Source organism: Bacillus sp. EA-CB0995 (genome assembly GCF_055814245.1).
The window spans coordinates 2,775,861-2,794,292 of record NZ_CP169269.1 but is presented as its reverse complement, the minus strand read 5'-3'; the positions used below and the strand labels follow the sequence as shown (position 1 = coordinate 2,794,292).

Sequence of the window (18,432 nt, the reverse complement as noted above, 5' to 3'; positions counted from 1 at the left end):
TCGAATACGTCATCTAATTTTTCAGAGACAGTACGTGTTTCATTTTCTTAGTAATACTCGTTCCGTCTTTGGTTTTTAATCATATTAAATAGGTTTATATTTTTTAACTTTGGACTCTGTAAAATTGCAGAGTCTTTTTTATGTTCTTGATAGATTTGCTATTCACCAAGAACAAGGGAATCAAGCTGTACATACGAGAACCATTCTATAAAAATCATATATGAAAAAGGAATTTGGATGATTTTTCCGAATTTATTTATCTATGAAAACAACACTTTCACATTCAAATCAACCATAGGGTTATGGAATGACTAGTCAAAGAATTGAAAAAGGAAGGGTAATCGACTGTTTGTAATGTGCAATAAATTTTATAGCTAAGAATGAAACTTTTTTACAGAAGGCACATATATTTATATTAGACCGACAGTCGGTCTAGATGAAAGGAGTTTCTTTATGAGGATTGTAAAGGAATATGAAGAACGTAGAAATGAAATTCTAGATACCGCAGAAAGGCTGTTTGTTTCTAAAGGATATATGAAAACCACCGTGAATGACATTCTACGAGAAATTGGTATTGCAAAAGGAACGCTTTATCATTATTTCAAATCAAAGGAGGAAGTGATGGATGCTATTATTTTGAGAATTGTAAATACGGATGTAGCAGCAGCGAAAAAGATTGCTTCAAATCCAAATATCCCTGTAATTGATAAGTTGTTTCAAATTTTAATGGCTCAAATGCCAAAAGCGGGTGAGAATAAAGAAAAAATGATTGAACAATTCCATCAACCAAATAATGCAGAGATGCATCAAAAAAGTTTAGTGCAAGCTATTGTGCATTTAACACCCGTTTTAACAGAGGTAATTGAACAGGGGATCAAGGAAGGGGTTTTTGTGACTGTATATCCCAAGGAAACAATAGAATTTTTAATTGCGTCTGCACAAATTATATTTGATGAAGGATTGTTTCAATGGCAGCCTCATGAAGCGATGCAAAGGGCAAAGGCGTTCATCAACATGATGGAGACCACTCTCGGAGCTGAAAAAGGTACCTTTGATTACATGCTAGCTATTTTGCTGGGACAGTCATAGCAAAATTGTTTTATAAATTTGTTAGACCGACAGTCGGTCTAGCGTTCTACTGAAAGGTGTGTATACGATGGAAAACAGTGCGAGCATAAAGTCTTCCGCTAAAGATTTTAATCTTATGGTAATCGGACAAATTGTATCGATCTTAGGTTCCACCCTTTTACGCTTTGCTTTATCACTTTATGTCTTGGATATAACAGGTCGTGCAGATATTTATGCTACTTTATATGCTATATCCAGTGTGCCTCTTTTGTTATCCCCTCTTGGTGGTGCTATCGCTGATCGGTTTAATCGACGCAATTTAATGGTTATCTATGATATGTTAAGTAGTATTATTATTTTCGGCTTTCTTTTGTTACTGTCCATCGACAATACTTCTGTGATATTGATTGGTATTGTCATGATTTTGTTAGCAATTATTAGTGCAATGTATTCTCCCGTTGTTATGGCGAGTATTCCGCTACTCGTTGCGGAAAAAAGATTAGAACAGGCCAATGGAATTGTAAATGGCGTTCAAGCATTGTCAAGTGTGGCAGCTCCTGTTTTAGGAGGGGTACTATATAGTATGGTAGGGTTAAAAACTCTTGTTTTCATGAGCTGTATTGCTTTCTTTTTATCAGCAATATTAGAAATGTTTATTAAAATCCCATTTACGAAAAGAGATATAGACGCACATATTGTACCAACAATTATAAAAGACATGAAAGTTGGATTTACTTTTGCTATTAGAGCGCCTTATATATTGAAATCTATGATTCTGGCAGCAATTCTTAACTTAATTCTTACACCACTTTTTGTTGTAGGTGGTCCCATCATTTTGCGGGTAACGATGCAAAGCAGCGATACATTGTATGGTATCGGGATGGGACTTATAGAGTTTGCTACAATTTTAGGGGCTTTATCTATTGGTTTCTTTGCAAAAAAGATGAAAATGAACACAATATACCAGTGGTTACTTATTATTGCTTTATTGATTATACCGATGGCTGTCTCCGTTATGCCCCTTGTTCTTAGATTTGGATACTACTCGTCATTTATTCTCTTTATCTTGTGTGCAATCCTTATTGCAATAGTAATGACCATTATTTCTATCTTTGTCATTACAGTTGTGCAAAAGAAAACACCTGATGAAAATTTAGGAAAAGTTATGGCAATTATTACAGCGGTTGCGCAATGTATGGCACCTATAGGGCAGGTCATATATGGATTTATTTTTGAAACCTTCAGTATAAAAATTTACTTACCTATATTATTTGTAAGTTTCATAATGATAGTAATAGCGATTGTAACAAAGAGAATATTAAGAAAAGAAGGATAGGGTTAGGTAATGATAGATGTAAGAAAGATTAGATGCAAATGGAAATCGTAAATCAATTAAAAGTTAGTCATTATGTAGTTTTGTAATAAAGTTTGATAAAAAGGCCACAAATAGTCCTTTTTAAATAGCAAACAACAGAATTCATGATTAAAAAAGATCGATTAAAATGGATTTTAAAGTTTTAGATCCATGTGGAATTTTTATAAAAAATTTTTGATCATTTTAGGATATGTTTTGTTCAGCGGTGGCACCCGTTAGTTGAAAAGGGTACTTTCTTTTAATATAGCTAAATCACTTTCACTTATTCTTTGAGGTGCCCTAAGTCGTACCTTTTTACTACTCCAATATGATACTTTCATTATCCTCATCTCACTTTATAATTTTATTGTTAAGTAAAATTATACCATTAGTGTCGTTGCTTATATATTAAACGTAAATTGTTAAATTTTTGCTTAATAAAGAATTCAATTGTCTAAAGATTAAGTGATGTTAATATAACTTTCATAAACGTAACTAACCTCTAATTGCTTTACTTTGTTGAAAGTATCATCAAGTAGTTCAAATAAAAAGCAAAAGGACCTGCGTCCGAAGCATGCCCTTTCGTTAGATAATGAAACTCGTTAGGAGTTCACCTATTATGTTAGCAGTTGATAATAGTGCAATCTATAGGTCGTAGGCTGAGAAAGTTTATTTTGTAGGATGGCTGAGATTTATTTCAAGATTAGAAGGATGGGGACCTTTTGTTTTAGAATTTAAATTTTTCGGATTAATATGATAATATTTTATGATAAGGTGTATGTATAAAGATAAAATAAAAAGGATGGTAAAAATGCAAAAGAGACCAGAAGCAAATGAATATAACCCGTATTATTCAACATACATAAACTTATTGCCAGATGGAGATATCATACATATTCTAGAGCAGCAAATGAAGGAAACAATGCTTTTGCTGACAGGTATTTCTGATGATGAAGGATATTTTCGATACGCTCCTAATAAATGGAGTATAAAAGAAGTAATCGGTCATATTGCGGATACTGAACGTATTATGGGATATCGACTGCTTTCTATAGCGAGAGGCGAGACAGCGTCACTTCCTGGATATAACGATGACATGTATGTTCTTCGAGCTGCATTTGATAAGCAATCCATGCAAGATCTTCTCGAGAATTTAACAGTTGTTCGTCAATCTACTGTGCATTTGCTTAAAAGTTTAGATGAAGAAGCATGGTTACAAAGAGGGGTGGCAAATAATTCTGAAGTAACGGTTCGTGCATTGGCAAGTATTATTGCTGGTCATGAGCTTCATCATTGTCAAATTATAAAAGAACGTTATTTAAGTTCGGATGCTTATCCATCCAGCTGAAATATGAAATTGTAAATGAAAATAAAAAAAGAGATTGATTCATAAAAAATTCTGAATCAGTCTCTTTTTAATTTTGCTGCGTATCAGTGGAATTATAAAAGTTTTTATGTCAAAATATAGTGAAACTTCCATCAGTGGGGGGCCTTACTGCCCGTTAATGCGGGATAAAATTCTCATTACATATAACTGTTAATTCATTATAGTATGTAAGTATTCGTAAATGAACGGTTATAATGAAACATATAAAAGAGGGGGATACTTTGAAAACGAGAAATGTATTTAATATTATTATTTTATTTACGCTATATACGCTGTTAATGATTTACATTGGATGGAACGGCTGGGTTTGGATTCATACGACTTTTCACGTTCAATCTTGGGGATATTATGCGATTCTAGTTGGATTATTTTCATACGCGTATATTCTAGATCGATTGATTAAATTTGATTCACCTCTTAGAACAATTGGTTCTTATTGGTTTGCAGTTATACAATATGCAGTCATACTATTACCAATAGCGGATGTAACAGTATTTATTTTAAATTTGTTATCGTTTCCGAAAGAACAATCTATTTTTTGGACTGGAATAATCGTTCTTATTATTTTTGTTCTTATTTTTGTCTATGGAACATTTAATGCGTATAGTCCAATCGTTCGAAAATACGAGATTCACGTACCTAAAAAAGCTAATAATCGTAAGACACTTCGAATTGCGATGGCTTCAGATATGCACTTCGGTAAACTGTCTGGCTTGTCGCACCTTCAAAGATTGGTTGATCATGTAAATGATATGAAACCGGATATCATACTTTTGCCAGGAGATATTATTGACGATCATCCAGAATATTTTATAAAAAAGAATATGGGACAAGTGATGAAACAAATGCATGCTCCGCTTGGCATCTATGGGGTGCTAGGAAATCATGAATATTACGGCGGGGCTATTCCGGAGTTTTTGCAGGAAATGGATAAGATTGATGTAAATATATTATTAGATGAAGTTGTAAAAATTGAAGATTGTTTTTATATTGTAGGAAGAAGAGATAAGACGGACCGAAATCGTAAAAGTTTTGAGGAGTTAATGAGTGCTGTAGATAAGAGTTTTCCAATCATTGCAATGGATCATCAGCCCTTTGAATTAAAGCAAGCTGAAGTATCAGGTGTTGATTTATTATTGTCTGGACATACTCATAGAGGACAAATGGCGCCGAATCATATCATTACAAGAAGAATGTACGAATTAGATTGGGGATATGTACAGAAAGATTTATTTCATGCGATTGTTTCCTCAGGATTTGGATTTTGGGGACCAGCTTTAAGACTTGGGAGTCGATCAGAGATTATTCAAATAGAACTTACATTTGATTGAGTAGAAAAAACAAGGGGTTATCTGTAAATACTATTCCTAGTTTGAGCTACTAAATATAGAGATAGACTTAACAAATATAAGATGTTGCACTTTATATTTAAAGGGATAAATCTTTAAAGAGATTTATCCCTATTTTTTATAAAAAAGACCATTTGTAAGACCCTTTACAACAATCAACTGTTTTACTATGACATTAATGATTTCCGATGTCGAAGACTATACACTTTATTTACAAACTAACGTATCCTGAATCCTTTCTTTTTGTCTAATTTCTGCAATCCATATAAAAAGGAAGATACTTGAATGAAATACGGTTTAAAGAATGTGTTTTCTCCATATGTTACAATTCCAACACTGAAGGGAAGAAGGGGTTCTGTTAGTGCCGTTACAATTGGTGTAATTGCCTCAGTGTAGCCATTCCAATCGGTCAGTAATTGGTGCTGTTGCTGGCTTTATTTTACATAATAAGTAAACTAATCTAATAATCAAAGACTGGGCCTTTAACCACACTTTTGGTCATGATTTCGCTTGGTAGAAGTAAGCGGTAACCAACAAGAAATCGATAACGAAAAGAAAAGCAACACTAACAGAGTGAGGACGATGCCCTCACTCCGACGCGTCTGCTCAGGAGGTCTTTTCCTTCACTAAAAAGCCACAGGCAGGGAGGCTAATCCCTGTGAGCTCAGCTTGAAATGCCAGTTGACGTTCTCTCGAGGGACGCTGAGCCGCAGGTTGGGCATTCGTCTCAGCAGGGTGGAAAACGCAACGTCTCCTTCCACACGGGCTAGTGGCGCTCCCAAACACATATGAATGCCATGTCCAAAGGCGAGATGACGTTTGATTGTACGTGTAATATCAAGCTCTTCTGAATCCGTAAACTGGAGTTCATCCCGATTCGCTGATTTTAATACGGGAATGACCATATCTCCCTTTTTGATATGCTGCCCGGCGAGTTCGATATCTTCAGTGGCAAAACGTGGTCCCGCGATTGTGGCAGGACCATTGAAGCGCAGCAGCTCTTCCACAGCTGCAGGAACCAGATTAAGATCGGCTTTTAGCTTTTTCAGTTGCTCTGGATGATCCAGCAACATCAAAGTGCCGGTGGCAATAAGGTTCGCGGTTGTCTCATGGCCGGCAAAGATTAATAGCGAGATCATCGAGAGCAGTTCTGTTTCGCTGAGCCGCTCCCCTTCCTCTTCGATGGTAATCAATTGGCTGATTAAGTCATCAGCAGGGTGCTGGCGTTTGTCGGTCACAAGCTGTCCGATGTATTCACCGAAAGCGCGTAGTTGCTCCTTGACTCCCGGCTCTTTCCTACCTAGGCCCAGCCCGCGAGCGATGGCCTCAGACCAGCTATGGATTTGTTCATGGTCTGTTTGAGGCACCCCGAGCATGTCAGAAATGACGTTAATCGGTAAAGGATAGGCGTAGTCCTTAACAAGGTCCATCTCGCCTTTTTCTTGTACTCGGTCGAGTAATTCGTCGGCAATCTCCTGCACACGAGGGCGTAAGCTTTCCATATACTTGGGTGTAAAGGCTTTGGACACCAACCTGCGCAACCGTCGATGATCGGGTTCATCGACAGAAAGCATCGATTTTCCAGTAAAGAAGGTAGGAGGAGCAGATGGATCAGTAACGTTTTGTCTGATGTCACTGTGGCCATCAATGGAGCTCCCATCTACAGTAAAGCGAGTATGATCTTTAAGCACCTGCATCGCTTCTTCCATACGCGTAACAATCCAGGCTTGACGATCCGTTCCACCTATCGGAAACGGGATAGAAATAACGGATCCCATTGTCCGCATCTGTGCGAATATCGGAAATGGATTTTCATCACTTTTACCACTAAACAGGTTCAATGCGACTTTCTCTGGTACAATTTGATCTGAATTATTCATGACAATCTTCCTTTCTTATTGTACCCTTTACGGGAGTTGTCTGTTTCTTTACATATTGTCCTAGAAATTATCTGTTTACCTATATACTGCTTCCAAAAAACTGCAAGATGATAATCTTTAGGGTTTATTTAACATCTAATTCCCCCTTGGTATACAATTAGAATATTTTTGTCTTCTTTGTATCTTATAGATTTGCCTTTTAAATTCTTGCTTGCTTCCTTAAAGCTATGTTGGATTTTTCTTCGGAAGCGTTTTTAACACGTTTGATAAAGAAGGAAAGTAATAAACTAATTATTCCGATTATAAGAATTATAAAATACGCGTCATTTATCCCCTGGATGGAAGCTTCCATAATCATATGTTGTTGTGTTTCACCCTGTCCTCCTCCAGTGGCAATTAAGTCTTGAAGGTAATTCTTAGTACTGTTTGTCATGACTGTTACAAGTAGTGCAGTACCTATTGCGCCAGCTACTTGTCTAATGGTGTTTAAGATAGCTGTGCCATGTGTATAAAGATTGGATGGTAATTGATTTAAACCTGCAGTCTGTATTGGCATAATCATCATTGCCATCCCAATACGACGAAATGTAGACATCAGGATGAGAAAAGTGTAGCTGGTCGAGTCCGTCAAATGGATAAAGCCAAAGGTTGCGATGATAATAATAGCTATACCGATAATAGAAAGCCATTTCGCTCCAAAGCGGTCGAAGAGCTTTCCAACTATAGGACTTAGCAAGCCCATTAGAAGTGCTCCAGGAAGCATAAGTAAACCAGACTCCAATGCAGTAAAACCGCGAGCATTCTGAAGGTACAGAGGAAGCAACATCATATCTGCATACATCATCATGGTAACACCTATATTTATAAGGGTAGTCAAGGTAAACATGTTGTATTTAAAGGCTCGAAGATCCAGTAACGGATTTTGAGAGACTAGTTGACGCCAAGTGAACAAGGCAAGGGCAAGGATTCCTACAATTAGAGGAACAACTACCTCTGTACTTGACCAACCATTGTTGCCAGCTTGGCTGAAGCCATACATTAAAGTACCAAATCCGATGGTTGAAAGGACTACACTAATAAAGTCTACCTTGGAGCGGACAGTTTCTGACACATTTTTTAGATAAATAAAACCGCAGATGATAACAATAACGGCAAATGGAATCATGCCGTAAAACATGGCTTGCCAAGGAAATGTATCAAGAACATAACCAGTAAGAGTTGGTCCAATTGCAGGGGCAAAAATAATAGCTAGCCCAACCATACCCATAGCGGATCCTCTCTTCTCTGGAGGGAAAAGTGATAAAACAACAGTCGTGAGCAAAGGCATAATAATTCCAGCACCGGCTGCTTGAATTAGCCGACCAATCAGAAGTACAGGGAAATTGGTTGCGACTGCAGAAACAATCGTTCCGACAAGAAAAATAATCATCGAACTTTGGAATAATTGACGAGTGGTAAATCTTTGCATTAAAAAGCCTGTGATAGGAATCAAAACCCCATTTACCAACATATAACCCGTTGTAAGCCACTGAGCTGTTGAAGCTTTAATACCAAAATCATTCATTAATTCCGGAATGGCAACACTCATGATTGTTTGATTAAACGTGGCCAGGAAAGCACCTATTATCATCACAAACATGATTGGTCCCTTTTTTATAGATTGACTCATTGTTGCACTCTTACTCAAATTCATTCATCCTTTCAAGTATTCTATCGTACATTTAATTTACAATATGTTGTATAATCAACATTGTATAAATGAGATTATATACACAATTTATAATGTTTACAATCTACAAATAGTGACAATGTGTAAAGTAGTTTACATAAATAAGTTTTATGTAGTTTATCCTGAAGAAATACGACGTAAATATTTAGAATGTAGCTTAGCATTTGACAAGAAAGGAAAGTGGAAATAATGGAAAATAAAAAGTCTCAAACAGACCCTCGCATACTCCGTACACGAAAATTAATTAAAGATGCCTTTGTTGAATTACTTGAGGAAATGGATATCCAAAAAATATCTGTTAATCGATTGGCAGAGCGAGCAACCATCAATCGAGTGACCTTTTATCTACATTATCGTGGTATTCCAGATATGTTGGAAAAAATGACGGAAGATATGGTTGCGGACATTTCAAGGGTTCTTAATAAAACACCAACGAATCAGACGTTCTCTGAAGATGCGAGTTGGCAAACATTGGTGAATCTCCTTGAGCATATAGCCGAACATGCAAATTTTTATAAAATCATTCTAACGTCTAAGAGAACCCCCATCTTTAGAGACAGTTTATTAATGTTATTGAGGGAAATGATAGTTACAAGAATAGAAGAACGCGGAAGCTCCAACCATTATTTGATAAAAGATGTAAAAAGGGACATTTTGATATGGTATAATTCTTCAGCTATAATAGGTACGATTATTTCTTGGCTTCAAAATGATATGCCATATACACCAACTTTTTTAGCGAAACAATTCTCTTTGCTTCACCATAGAAGGCTAAATGAAGACAGTTAATTATGTATAAAATTTAACTATGCTAGTGTAGGTATGCGCTGAACTCTGTGTGGTAAAAAATCCGTGCCCTCCTAACTGATGACTTACAAAATGCACGAGAGCAGATAAGATTGTGAATAAATGTACTTAAAGTAACAGGATGCTTTAGTCAAACAAGAATTATAAATAGAATTTAGTAAGAAGCAATGTAGCACTGAAGTTAATTGTACCACTGCACTTATTTTAAATGTTGTGGTAATAATGAGTTTTTACAGGTCATTTAAAGTAAAAGGGATAGATTCTATCCCTTTTACTTTTTATATATCTAAATGTAAAAAAACATATATATAATTTTATGATTTCTGTCCATTAGGAAGTATTACTCTTTGGTTTTAAATTTCTTATAATTTTGATTTTTCCATTTAATTTATTTAAAATAAAAATATAAGATTTTAGTGATGTCAATGAAGAGAGAGTTGTATGAAAGTCTTGGAGAAAATAGGGGGGATACGAGTATGTTAATTAAGTCTATTAATTGTAAAGTTGACGAAGAAAAAAAGGAACGATTTTCAACTGCTCAAGAGCAATGGGGAGAGTTAAAAGAATTAGAAGGGTTTCATGGACAAATCGGGGGATGGAATGAATCAGAAGCTTATATAGTTGGTTGCTGGGAAAATATGAAAATGTATCAAAGTTTTATGAATGAAACACATGATACGATTTTTCATAGCAGCAATCAAAAAAGCACGTATACATCATGTGAAACAGAGCTATATCAATCCTTATTTGACATAACGGATACTTCATTTGTAGAAGCACTGGAGCATAGTTCCTTCTTACGAGTAGCGATATGTGATGCGAAGCAAGGGCATGAAAAGCAATTTTTACATATGCAAGAAACCGTTTGGAATCCAGGTATAGCAAGAGCAGAAGGGATGATGGGAGGAGTTGTTGGAAGATCTCTTTCTTCGAACCGTTACATTGTTCTGTCTTTATGGAAAGATGCAGCAGCTCACCAACATTATGTAAAAGAAATATTCCCTCAATTACAACATTTAGCAAACCCATCTGAACAAGTGTTACGTATAGAGGGGAAACAAATCACACTTGTCAGCTCTTGGTCTGTACTACCTATTCATTGTGTATAGAAATTCATTGTTTTTTATAAAGGAGGGGGATGTATGCCTTATCCAAAGCATATTGTAACGGCTGCAACGGTCGTATTAAATGATAAAAATGAAATTTTACTTTTAAAAAGTCCAATGCGAGGCTGGGAAATCCCTGGTGGTCAAGTAGAAGAAGGAGAAGCAATTCCAGTAGGTGCTATTAGAGAAGCGAAAGAAGAGACTGGAATTGATATTGAAATTATAAAATATTGCGGAGTGTATCAAAATGTTTCACAATGTATTTGCAATCATTTGTTCCTAGGAAAGCCAGTTGGTGGACAATTTACAACAAGTAGTGAAAGTTTAGAAGTTGGGTACTTTTCTATTGAAGAAGCATTGCAAATGGTAACATGGACAAATTTCAAAGAGCGTATTTTATATTGTTTAGATGAAAAGAAACAACCATTTTTGGTGGCTTTTTAATGAAATAACAGGATAGATATCAATAAAACAGCGGTTATTGAAAAATAAACCGCTGTTTTATATTTGTATTTTTATAAAGGAGGTAAATCAATTTTTCCTTCTTCAAATAACTCTTTCAGCATGTGCTTTGTATAGCCAGCTGCCTGTGCGAATGTAATTTTTGCCGGCATAGGGGCTTCATTGACATCAACGATAACGTCTATAATACATGGTTTATTTTGCTGTACAGCTTTTTCAAAAGCAGGCATTAATTCCTCAAGTTTTTCCACACGGTAACCGATTCCACCACATGCCTCAGCATATTTCGCGAAGTTTGGATTTGTAAGTTCTGTACCAAACTCAATATTTCCCATTACTTCTTGTTCAAATTTAATCATAGCGATTTTATGGTTGTTTAATACGACTACAATGATTGGGAGGTTATATTTCACAGCTGTTACAAAATCGTTCATCGTCATACCAAATCCACCATCTCCGCAAATTGCGAAAACTTGTTTATTTGGATACGCAATCTGCCCAGCAATTGCGCCGGGAAGACCGCAGCCAAGTGTTGCTAACCAGCTTGATAAAATAAAGCGCTGATTTGTCATACGGAAATGGCGCGCTGTCCAAACTGTTACATTGCCTACATCTACTGATAAAATAGCATCATCGTGTGCAACTTGTTGCACAGCATGCAATACTCTTTGTGGTTTAATTGGAATAGAAGTGTCGTTTTCTTGATTGTGCAGTCTTTCTTCCCATTTCTTCATCAGTTCTTGATGATATTCTAAGAAAGAGTGATCAGTATGCTTTTCGATATTTTGTGTGAGCCATTTTAAGGTTTTATCAGCATTACCAGCAAGACCAATATCGGTTGGATAACGCTTTCCGATTTGTGCTGGATCTGTGTCGATATGAATTGTTTTTGCTTTGTCTGGTAAAAATCCTGTGAATGGGTAAGAAGTACCGACCATAATGAGTGTATCGGCATTCTTCATCGCTTCATATGAAGGTTTTGTTCCGATTAAACCTAAACCACCAATACAAAGTGGATGCTCATCTGGAATGATCCCCTTAGCTGGAAGTGTTAACACAATAGGAGCTCCAATATGTTCTGCAAAAGCAAGCAAAGATTCCCTTGCATCTTTTGCCCCTTTTCCTGCTAGAATAACAGGCTTTTCTGCTTCATTTAATGCAGCCGTTGCTTTTTCTAAATCATGTTTTTGCGGAAATAACTCCGGCATCGTAAAAGAAGAGGTTGTAATCCGTGCTTTTGCATCTACCTCAAATTTTTGAATGTCATCTGGAATTGTAAGAACTGACACACCCTTTTTTGTATAAGCCATGCGAATTGCTTGATTGACAACAGCTGGCAGTTGCTCAGCTGACATGATTCGCTGGTTATAAACTGCGACATCATCAAACATTCTTTCTAAATTTACTTCTTGGAAAAAACCAGTTCCAATTAAATCAGACTCAATCTGACCGGTAATAGCGAGGACGGGCGCTTGATCTAATTTGGCATCATACAATCCATTTAGTAAATGAATTGCACCTGGCCCTGCGATTGCCATACATACGCCGAGTTTTCCAGTTAATTTTGCATAAGAAGCAGCTGCTAAAGCACCTGCTTCTTCGTGACGAACTTGAATGAATTTAATTTTATCTTGTGCTTTACGAAGAGGTTCGATAATAGAATTAATGGAATCACCAGGCATGCCATATACGTGATCAACGCCCCATTCGATTAGTAAATCGACTAGTACTTCACCGGCTGTTTTTCGAAACAACGTACTCACTCCTTTATTATTAAGCTAAACTTATTTTTTGATAAAATAGGTAAAATATACAAATAAATAGAAGCTATAGAAAAGGGAGCTTATTCAAGTACGATAATCCACAATGATACGATATAGAAGGGGGAATGGAAGTACTGTGTAGGAAAAAGAGTCACATAAAGTGAAACTTCCATCAGTGAGGGTTTTCTTCATCCCTCACTGATGGTTAGTTGAATCAATCGGGCTTTTACGGGCAAGTGGATCCCTCACCTATCTTCTTCGCTTCTCTCAATCTTGAGGTGGGGGTCTTACTGCCCGTTAATGCGGGATAAAGGAGTAAGCACAACAAAAAAGCAAAGTAGTTTATTTACTACTTTGCTTTTTGTTGTAATGAAGTATAAGGGAAAATAGAAAATACTCAATGATTCATATAGTTAGTAATATGATGTATTTTATGCTGGTGATAATAAGGGAGGAAGAGGGTTCAATAGCTGTTAGCAATTATGTATAGCTTGGAAATCATTTGAATCATCATTTAGGAGAGATGAAAGAAAAAGCCTTGCAGAGAACATCTTGCAAGGGGCAACCTATGGTTTATCCCAATCGAGGCAATAAACGTTCTCCGCTTTTCATTTCACTTCCACATAAAGGACATTTCGGATGTTCTTCAAATGCGAAGTTCTTTCGCATCCATCCTAAGCACTCTTCTGACTCACATTCCCAAACTGGGATTTCTTCCGGTGGTACTTCTGCAACGTCATTCTTTTTGTTACGATACATGAAATCACTCCTTTTATGTGAAATATTTGTTTGTATAAGTAAAAAGGTTGTTAACCGTTCGTGTTAACAACCTTTTTATTGTCTAAATTATAGCTTTACAACGTTTTTAGCTTGAGGTCCGCGGTTACCATCTTCAACTTCGAAGCTAACTTCTTGACCTTCGTCAAGAGTTTTGAAGCCGTCGCCAGTGATAGCTGAGAAGTGAACGAATACGTCGTTTCCGTCTGCAACTTCGATGAATCCGAAACCTTTTTCGCTGTTAAACCATTTTACTTTACCTGTTAATGTCATGGTAAATGCCTCCTAAAAATAAAAAAATAAATATAATATGATCCGTCTTATTTCTAAGAAAATAAAAATTCACATATTATCAAAAACCCATAAGGAACGCATATCATCCCTATTGATGCTTGATAATATGTGAAGTGGATTCGTCTGCATATTGTATTCTACCGTTTCATTTTACAACGAAATGAGAAATATTGCAAGTGATGGTAACATTTTTGGCTATTTTAACAAATGGCCTCTCCATGCAGGATTAACTTGCTTGGAGAGGTGAGGCATTATAAGGAAGCTACGATATAGAATCGATGTGCTTTTACTTCAATATATACATTTTGTTGAATGAAGTTATAAGTGCAAAGTAAGCGATCTTCATATTTGGATACTGAAAAATCAGGGATTTGCCATGGAACTGCTTTTAAATAATACACAATGCTTCCGATGTCGTAAAAGCGTTGATACGGGAATGCTTCTTGTTGCTTAAGAATTTGAAAGCCAGCTTGTTTTAGTTGTGAAGAGGCGTACTGCATGTTCCAATAACTATATTCACTTTCATTATATGCATGAAGCAGGTGATTTAATTCTAAATTATCTAATCCGCCAACTTGCTGTGTAATAAAAATTCCGTTTGGTTTTAAAATTCGTTTTATTTCTAATTCGCAATATGATTCATGTTTATTAAGAATTAAATCAAATTGATTGTTTGCGAAAGGCAAACATGTATCATCCTCGACTGGATAAACAGAGACACCTAAAGGTTCTAATTTCGCTTTTGCTAAAGCTACATTTGGTGGATAGCCTTCTGTTGCTGCAGTTCTAGCAGGAAGCGGGGTTAACAAAGATAAAAACTCACCGCCACCAGTCCCCATATCTAGCATGCTATCTACTTTTTGTATATAGTGTAATACATTTGCTGCATAACTCCATGGCAGAGGTTCTGTGCTTAGCCTTCCGGTATCTGCTAAAAACGAGAAGTCCCACCCATGAAAAGGCTTATCCGCCTGTTTAATAAAATGGTAAAAAGTGTCCTTCATAGTAATTCCTCCTGAGTTATATATTTATAGCTGTAATATATAAGAGGAGGTCCACGACATGAAATGAAGTTACTATATGTCTATTACATAATGATACATATATGTACATTTCCTTTCTAAATGGAATATAAATGACATATCTTAAGGGTTATTGTAAGATTTTAACGTTAATTAGTAAATGTGAAAATCAGAAAAATGAAATTGTTTTCATTTTTTTATTAATTAATTTAAGAAGAATGGTATGAAGGAGCTGTATTAAATATGGAAGTAAGATTTAAATTTTGTTAAGAATTTGTTGGAAATGATACTTGAGGATTAGAAAAATAACATTCAATCTAAAACACTGTTTAAACTAAACAATGAGGAAATATGAAATAAAAACCCGATATAAATATATTGAAATATCCTTTTATAACACTTTTATTAATGGTAATTATATTTTTGTGAACATAAACTTTTTTTAAAAAATTATGATAATATATTGTAAGATAAAATTTATTCTTTATTTCACTTCTTACATTTTATGTTAAAAAATAAGGGGAATATAAGTAGTGATTTGTAAGTGGAGGAACAACATGGATAATCTTACAATTTGTGTTAATTATGCGTTTGAAAATGAACGAAGAGAACAATTATATGGGTTGTTCGAACGAGTATTTCACATTCCAGTACATACATTACAAGACTTTTATAAAAAGGGGTTTTGGGATGAAACTTACTCTCCGTTTACTTTATTTGAAGAAAATACAGCAATTGCAAATGTATCTATGTTTTCAATGCCAATGATGGTTGGGGAGAGCGTATAAAAGCAGCTGGTATTCAGTCTGTGATGACACATCCTGATTATCGTAATAAAGGTTTAATGAAGCACTTGTTGTGTGAAGCATTGAAAAGCATAGATGAAGAGTATACATATTCATTTTTATTTACAGAAACACCAGAGCTGTATACATCATTTGGTTTTCAAACAGTGAAAGAATATATATCCACTATGCAGTATGAAAAGAATGAACTACAGTTATCGGCTATTCGAAAATTAGATTTTTTTGATGTAGAAGATTTGCAGCTTATAAAAGATGTATTTGAAAATAAAGAATGTCTTTCGCGAGTTTTTGCACCACTTCACTATCAATCTTCTTTTTATTTACATATGTACGATGAAAAGTGGAACGATAAGCTTTACTTTTCAGAGGAAATCAAATCTATACTTATATACGAAGTTGTAGATGGCATGTTGAAGTTATACGGAGTAATAAGTGAATTAATGCCTGTTTTAGATGAATTATGTGCAGTAATTCCGGAAGCGTTTCATACAATAGAGTTTTATTTTTCTCCAGATCAATTAGGAGTCGAAGATTTTAAGTTGAAATTATATGAATCAAATAAGCATTTTATGGTAAGAGGAGAACTTCCTATTGAATTTAACCAAGGTAAGTTTCCAATCTTAGCAGAATTTTGATTTTTTATTTATAGTTATCGAAAAATACCAACATTGGTTACAAACAAATGAAGCATAAAGTATTGTTTCGATAGAACAGTGCTTTACAGAAGTAAGTAAAAACACTCATCCAATTATGATTGATGAGTGTTTTTTGTTGCAACGAATTTTTCCTCTGTTCAATTTACGATGTTTTCTAAAGAGGCTTTTGTAATTGCATTTTCAACTGCTGTTAAATCAAAAACTTTAGCAGATCCTACTAATTTTTCTAATGAAATTGTTTCGAATGTTTTTCCTTCATTGATCATATGTAGAGGTACGTCAATATGTATACCGCTATGAACATCTAACTCTATACGGAGTGTTTGTTACTTTCGAAAATTTTGGTTGTTTTCAAGCGTATTTTTGTAAACAGTTATCCCTTCAAAAACAGGTGCTGTTATATCATATATTTTCATTGTCGTTCTCTTCTTTAAAACGAGTTGTTATAGTTGGCCACCAATGAAAATCATCTTTTTCTAATAAAGCATCAGATTCTTTAGGACCCATTGATCCAGACTCATAGTTAGGGAAGTTTTCAGCTTTTTTGTTTGTCCAAACATTTGAGATAACATCAACAAATTTCCAGGAAAGGGCCACTTCCTCCCAATGCGCAAAATTGGTTGAGTCACCACGCATGCAATCATATAGGAGAACCTCATATGCCTCGGGTGTGTTCATTTTATCTGCACAGTTATTACAATAACTTAATCTAATTGGTGTTGATGTAACACTGCTATTTGTTTTTTGGGCATTTAAATGCAGTGTAATTCCTTCATCGGGTTGAATATGAATAATTAGTAAGTTAGGATGAGTCTTTTTTCTTTATTAAAATACAAGTTCATTGGCAAGTCTTTAAATTGTATGACAATTTCAGTCGATTTCTCTTGCATACGTTTACCTGTTCGAATATAAAAAGGAATCCCTGACCATCTAAAGTTGTCAATCATGAGCTTACCAGAGACAAATGTCTCTGTATTAGATGCTGGATCTACCGCGTTTTCTTCTTTGTAGCTAATCACCTTTTCTTCGTTTAAGATGCCGGATCCGTACTGTCCGCGAACAAAATATTGTTCGACTTGTTCTTCAGTAAGAGATCTTAAAGCACGAAAGATTTTTATTTTCTCGCTTCGAATCTCATCTGCTGTTAATTTAATGGGCGGTTCCATTGCAAGGAGAGCAACCATTTGTAACATATGATTTTGAACCATATCACGAAGAGCACCTGAGGACTCGTAATAACGTCCGCGATCTTCAACTCCTAATGTTTCACTTGAAGTAATTTGAACGTTAGCAATATATTGATTGTTCCAAAGTGGTTCGAAAATAGCGTTAGCAAAGCGAATTACTTTAATATTTTGAACCATTTCTTTTCCTAAGTAATGGTCAATTCGATAAATTTGCTCTTCTGTAAACGCCTGACGAAGCTGGTTGTTTAGCTCTTCGGCTGATTCGTAGTCATGGCCAAACGGCTTTTCAATAACTAAACGAATCCATCCTTCCGTAGAAGTTAATCCTTCTGACTTTAAATTTGTGGCAATTGTACCAAAAAAATCAGGTGCCATCGCTAAATAAAAAATGCGGTTTCCATTCGTATTATAATTGTCATCAAGAGTGCTTAACAAACTTTTAAGCTCTTGATAAGAAGATACGTTTGTTACATCAAAAGGATGGTAATAGAAATGGGAAGCAAATGTCTCCTGATTTCCATCATCATCTGGAAAGTGGTTAACGGATTGTTTGACATTTTCACGAAATGTTTCATTAGACCAAGGTCTTCTTGCAACACCAACAACGGCGAAATCTTCAGAAATTTCTCCATTACGATACAATCTATAAATAGAAGGAAACAATTTACGCTTTGCTAAATCACCTGTTGCGCCAAAAATAACAATAATAGCTTTAGGAGTTTTTATCATATAATGGTCCTCACTTTATTCAAACTAAATTTACACTTAGTATGCGGTTTTTTTGG

General features: G+C 35.4%; 15 protein-coding genes and 2 pseudogenes. 9 read left to right on the top strand and 8 right to left on the bottom strand.

Annotated elements, in window-relative coordinates; translation table 11 throughout:
- Positions 1-453 precede the first annotated feature (453 nt).
- From ACEWFJ_RS14505 to ACEWFJ_RS14490, 4 genes are all read left to right on the top strand, one after another.
- Positions 454-1,089, top strand: coding sequence for a TetR/AcrR family transcriptional regulator (locus ACEWFJ_RS14505; RefSeq protein ID WP_473689040.1), 636 nt, complete (start codon positions 454-456; stop codon positions 1,087-1,089).
- Positions 1,090-1,156: 67 nt separating this feature from the next.
- On the top strand, positions 1,157-2,404 hold the full coding sequence (locus ACEWFJ_RS14500; protein ID WP_473689039.1) for an MFS transporter: 1,248 nt from the start codon (positions 1,157-1,159) through the stop codon (positions 2,402-2,404).
- Positions 2,405-3,233: 829 nt separating this feature from the next.
- The gene (locus tag ACEWFJ_RS14495) at positions 3,234-3,770 is read left to right on the top strand and encodes a DinB family protein (RefSeq protein ID WP_473689038.1); all 537 of its coding nucleotides are present in this window, start codon (positions 3,234-3,236) and stop codon (positions 3,768-3,770) included.
- Between the two features lie 317 nt (positions 3,771-4,087).
- Entirely contained in the window at positions 4,088-5,140 is a 1,053-nt protein-coding gene (locus ACEWFJ_RS14490) for a metallophosphoesterase (protein WP_473692513.1), read from the top strand.
- Between the two features lie 644 nt (positions 5,141-5,784).
- Here the strand turns inward: ACEWFJ_RS14490 and ACEWFJ_RS14485 are convergent.
- Together ACEWFJ_RS14485 and ACEWFJ_RS14480 are read right to left on the bottom strand one after the other, a co-directional pair.
- Positions 5,785-7,038: a cytochrome P450 family protein gene (locus ACEWFJ_RS14485; RefSeq protein ID WP_473689037.1), complete on the bottom strand. Its 1,254-nt coding sequence runs from the start codon at positions 7,036-7,038 to the stop codon at positions 5,785-5,787.
- 199 nt (positions 7,039-7,237) lie between these two features.
- Complete coding sequence (locus ACEWFJ_RS14480; RefSeq protein ID WP_473692511.1) at positions 7,238-8,707, bottom strand: DHA2 family efflux MFS transporter permease subunit; 1,470 nt, start codon at positions 8,705-8,707, stop codon at positions 7,238-7,240.
- 249 nt (positions 8,708-8,956) lie between these two features.
- Here ACEWFJ_RS14480 and ACEWFJ_RS14475 point away from each other — a divergent pair, with 249 nt between their 5' ends.
- The 3 genes from ACEWFJ_RS14475 (at position 8,957) to ACEWFJ_RS14465 (ending at position 11,124) form a co-directional block, all read left to right on the top strand.
- Entirely contained in the window at positions 8,957-9,556 is a 600-nt protein-coding gene (locus tag ACEWFJ_RS14475; protein WP_473689036.1) for a TetR/AcrR family transcriptional regulator, read from the top strand.
- 494 nt (positions 9,557-10,050) lie between these two features.
- Positions 10,051-10,683, top strand: coding sequence for a YdbC family protein (locus tag ACEWFJ_RS14470; RefSeq protein WP_473689035.1), 633 nt, complete (start codon positions 10,051-10,053; stop codon positions 10,681-10,683).
- 33 nt (positions 10,684-10,716) lie between these two features.
- Positions 10,717-11,124 carry an NUDIX hydrolase gene (locus ACEWFJ_RS14465; RefSeq protein ID WP_098307358.1) on the top strand — a complete coding sequence of 136 codons (408 nt, stop codon included), beginning with the start codon at positions 10,717-10,719 and terminating at the stop codon, positions 11,122-11,124.
- 71 nt (positions 11,125-11,195) lie between these two features.
- Here ACEWFJ_RS14465 and ACEWFJ_RS14460 read toward each other — a convergent pair whose 3' ends face one another.
- From ACEWFJ_RS14460 to ACEWFJ_RS14445, 4 genes are all read right to left on the bottom strand, one after another.
- On the bottom strand, positions 11,196-12,896 hold the full coding sequence (locus tag ACEWFJ_RS14460; RefSeq protein WP_473689034.1) for a pyruvate oxidase: 1,701 nt from the start codon (positions 12,894-12,896) through the stop codon (positions 11,196-11,198).
- A gap of 582 nt (positions 12,897-13,478) precedes the next feature.
- A complete protein-coding gene (locus ACEWFJ_RS14455) occupies positions 13,479-13,664 on the bottom strand; it encodes a cold-shock protein (protein ID WP_098307362.1) in 186 nt (61 codons plus the stop codon).
- Between the two features lie 87 nt (positions 13,665-13,751).
- Entirely contained in the window at positions 13,752-13,955 is a 204-nt protein-coding gene (locus ACEWFJ_RS14450; protein ID WP_429720666.1) for a cold-shock protein, read from the bottom strand.
- Positions 13,956-14,227: 272 nt separating this feature from the next.
- Positions 14,228-14,980: a class I SAM-dependent methyltransferase gene (locus ACEWFJ_RS14445; RefSeq protein WP_473689033.1), complete on the bottom strand. Its 753-nt coding sequence runs from the start codon at positions 14,978-14,980 to the stop codon at positions 14,228-14,230.
- A gap of 575 nt (positions 14,981-15,555) precedes the next feature.
- On the opposite strand from ACEWFJ_RS14445, the gene ACEWFJ_RS14440 reads away from it, so the two are divergent.
- A complete protein-coding gene (locus ACEWFJ_RS14440) occupies positions 15,556-15,786 on the top strand; it encodes a hypothetical protein (protein ID WP_473689032.1) in 231 nt (76 codons plus the stop codon).
- 23 nt (positions 15,787-15,809) lie between these two features.
- The gene (locus ACEWFJ_RS14435; protein ID WP_473692509.1) at positions 15,810-16,439 is read left to right on the top strand and encodes a GNAT family N-acetyltransferase; all 630 of its coding nucleotides are present in this window, start codon (positions 15,810-15,812) and stop codon (positions 16,437-16,439) included.
- A gap of 167 nt (positions 16,440-16,606) precedes the next feature.
- Here the strand turns inward: ACEWFJ_RS14435 and ACEWFJ_RS14430 are convergent.
- Positions 16,607-16,876, bottom strand: a pseudogene (locus ACEWFJ_RS14430) (cyclase family protein); the annotation flags it as partial.
- Positions 16,863-18,376: pseudogene (zwf, locus tag ACEWFJ_RS14425) on the bottom strand (glucose-6-phosphate dehydrogenase). The pseudogenes zwf and ACEWFJ_RS14430, both read right to left, overlap by 14 nt.
- Positions 18,377-18,432: the final 56 nt, after the last annotated feature.

Excerpts from the sequence above, each read along its gene's own strand:
- ACEWFJ_RS14505 (WP_473689040.1), top strand. The coding sequence starts at position 454 with ATGAGGATTGTAAAGGAATATGAAGAACGTAGAAATGAAATTCTAGAT.
- ACEWFJ_RS14500 (WP_473689039.1), top strand. The coding sequence starts at position 1,157 with ATGGAAAACAGTGCGAGCATAAAGTCTTCCGCTAAAGATTTTAATCTT.
- ACEWFJ_RS14495 (WP_473689038.1), top strand. The coding sequence starts at position 3,234 with ATGCAAAAGAGACCAGAAGCAAATGAATATAACCCGTATTATTCAACA.
- ACEWFJ_RS14490 (WP_473692513.1), top strand. The coding sequence starts at position 4,088 with ATGATTTACATTGGATGGAACGGCTGGGTTTGGATTCATACGACTTTT.
- ACEWFJ_RS14485 (WP_473689037.1), bottom strand. The coding sequence starts at position 7,038 with ATGAATAATTCAGATCAAATTGTACCAGAGAAAGTCGCATTGAACCTG.
- ACEWFJ_RS14480 (WP_473692511.1), bottom strand. The coding sequence starts at position 8,707 with ATGAGTCAATCTATAAAAAAGGGACCAATCATGTTTGTGATGATAATA.
- ACEWFJ_RS14475 (WP_473689036.1), top strand. The coding sequence starts at position 8,957 with ATGGAAAATAAAAAGTCTCAAACAGACCCTCGCATACTCCGTACACGA.
- ACEWFJ_RS14470 (WP_473689035.1), top strand. The coding sequence starts at position 10,051 with ATGTTAATTAAGTCTATTAATTGTAAAGTTGACGAAGAAAAAAAGGAA.
- ACEWFJ_RS14465 (WP_098307358.1), top strand. The coding sequence starts at position 10,717 with ATGCCTTATCCAAAGCATATTGTAACGGCTGCAACGGTCGTATTAAAT.
- ACEWFJ_RS14455 (WP_098307362.1), bottom strand. The coding sequence starts at position 13,664 with ATGTATCGTAACAAAAAGAATGACGTTGCAGAAGTACCACCGGAAGAA.
- ACEWFJ_RS14450 (WP_429720666.1), bottom strand. The coding sequence starts at position 13,955 with ATGACATTAACAGGTAAAGTAAAATGGTTTAACAGCGAAAAAGGTTTC.
- ACEWFJ_RS14445 (WP_473689033.1), bottom strand. The coding sequence starts at position 14,980 with ATGAAGGACACTTTTTACCATTTTATTAAACAGGCGGATAAGCCTTTT.
- ACEWFJ_RS14440 (WP_473689032.1), top strand. The coding sequence starts at position 15,556 with ATGGATAATCTTACAATTTGTGTTAATTATGCGTTTGAAAATGAACGA.
- ACEWFJ_RS14435 (WP_473692509.1), top strand. The coding sequence starts at position 15,810 with ATGACACATCCTGATTATCGTAATAAAGGTTTAATGAAGCACTTGTTG.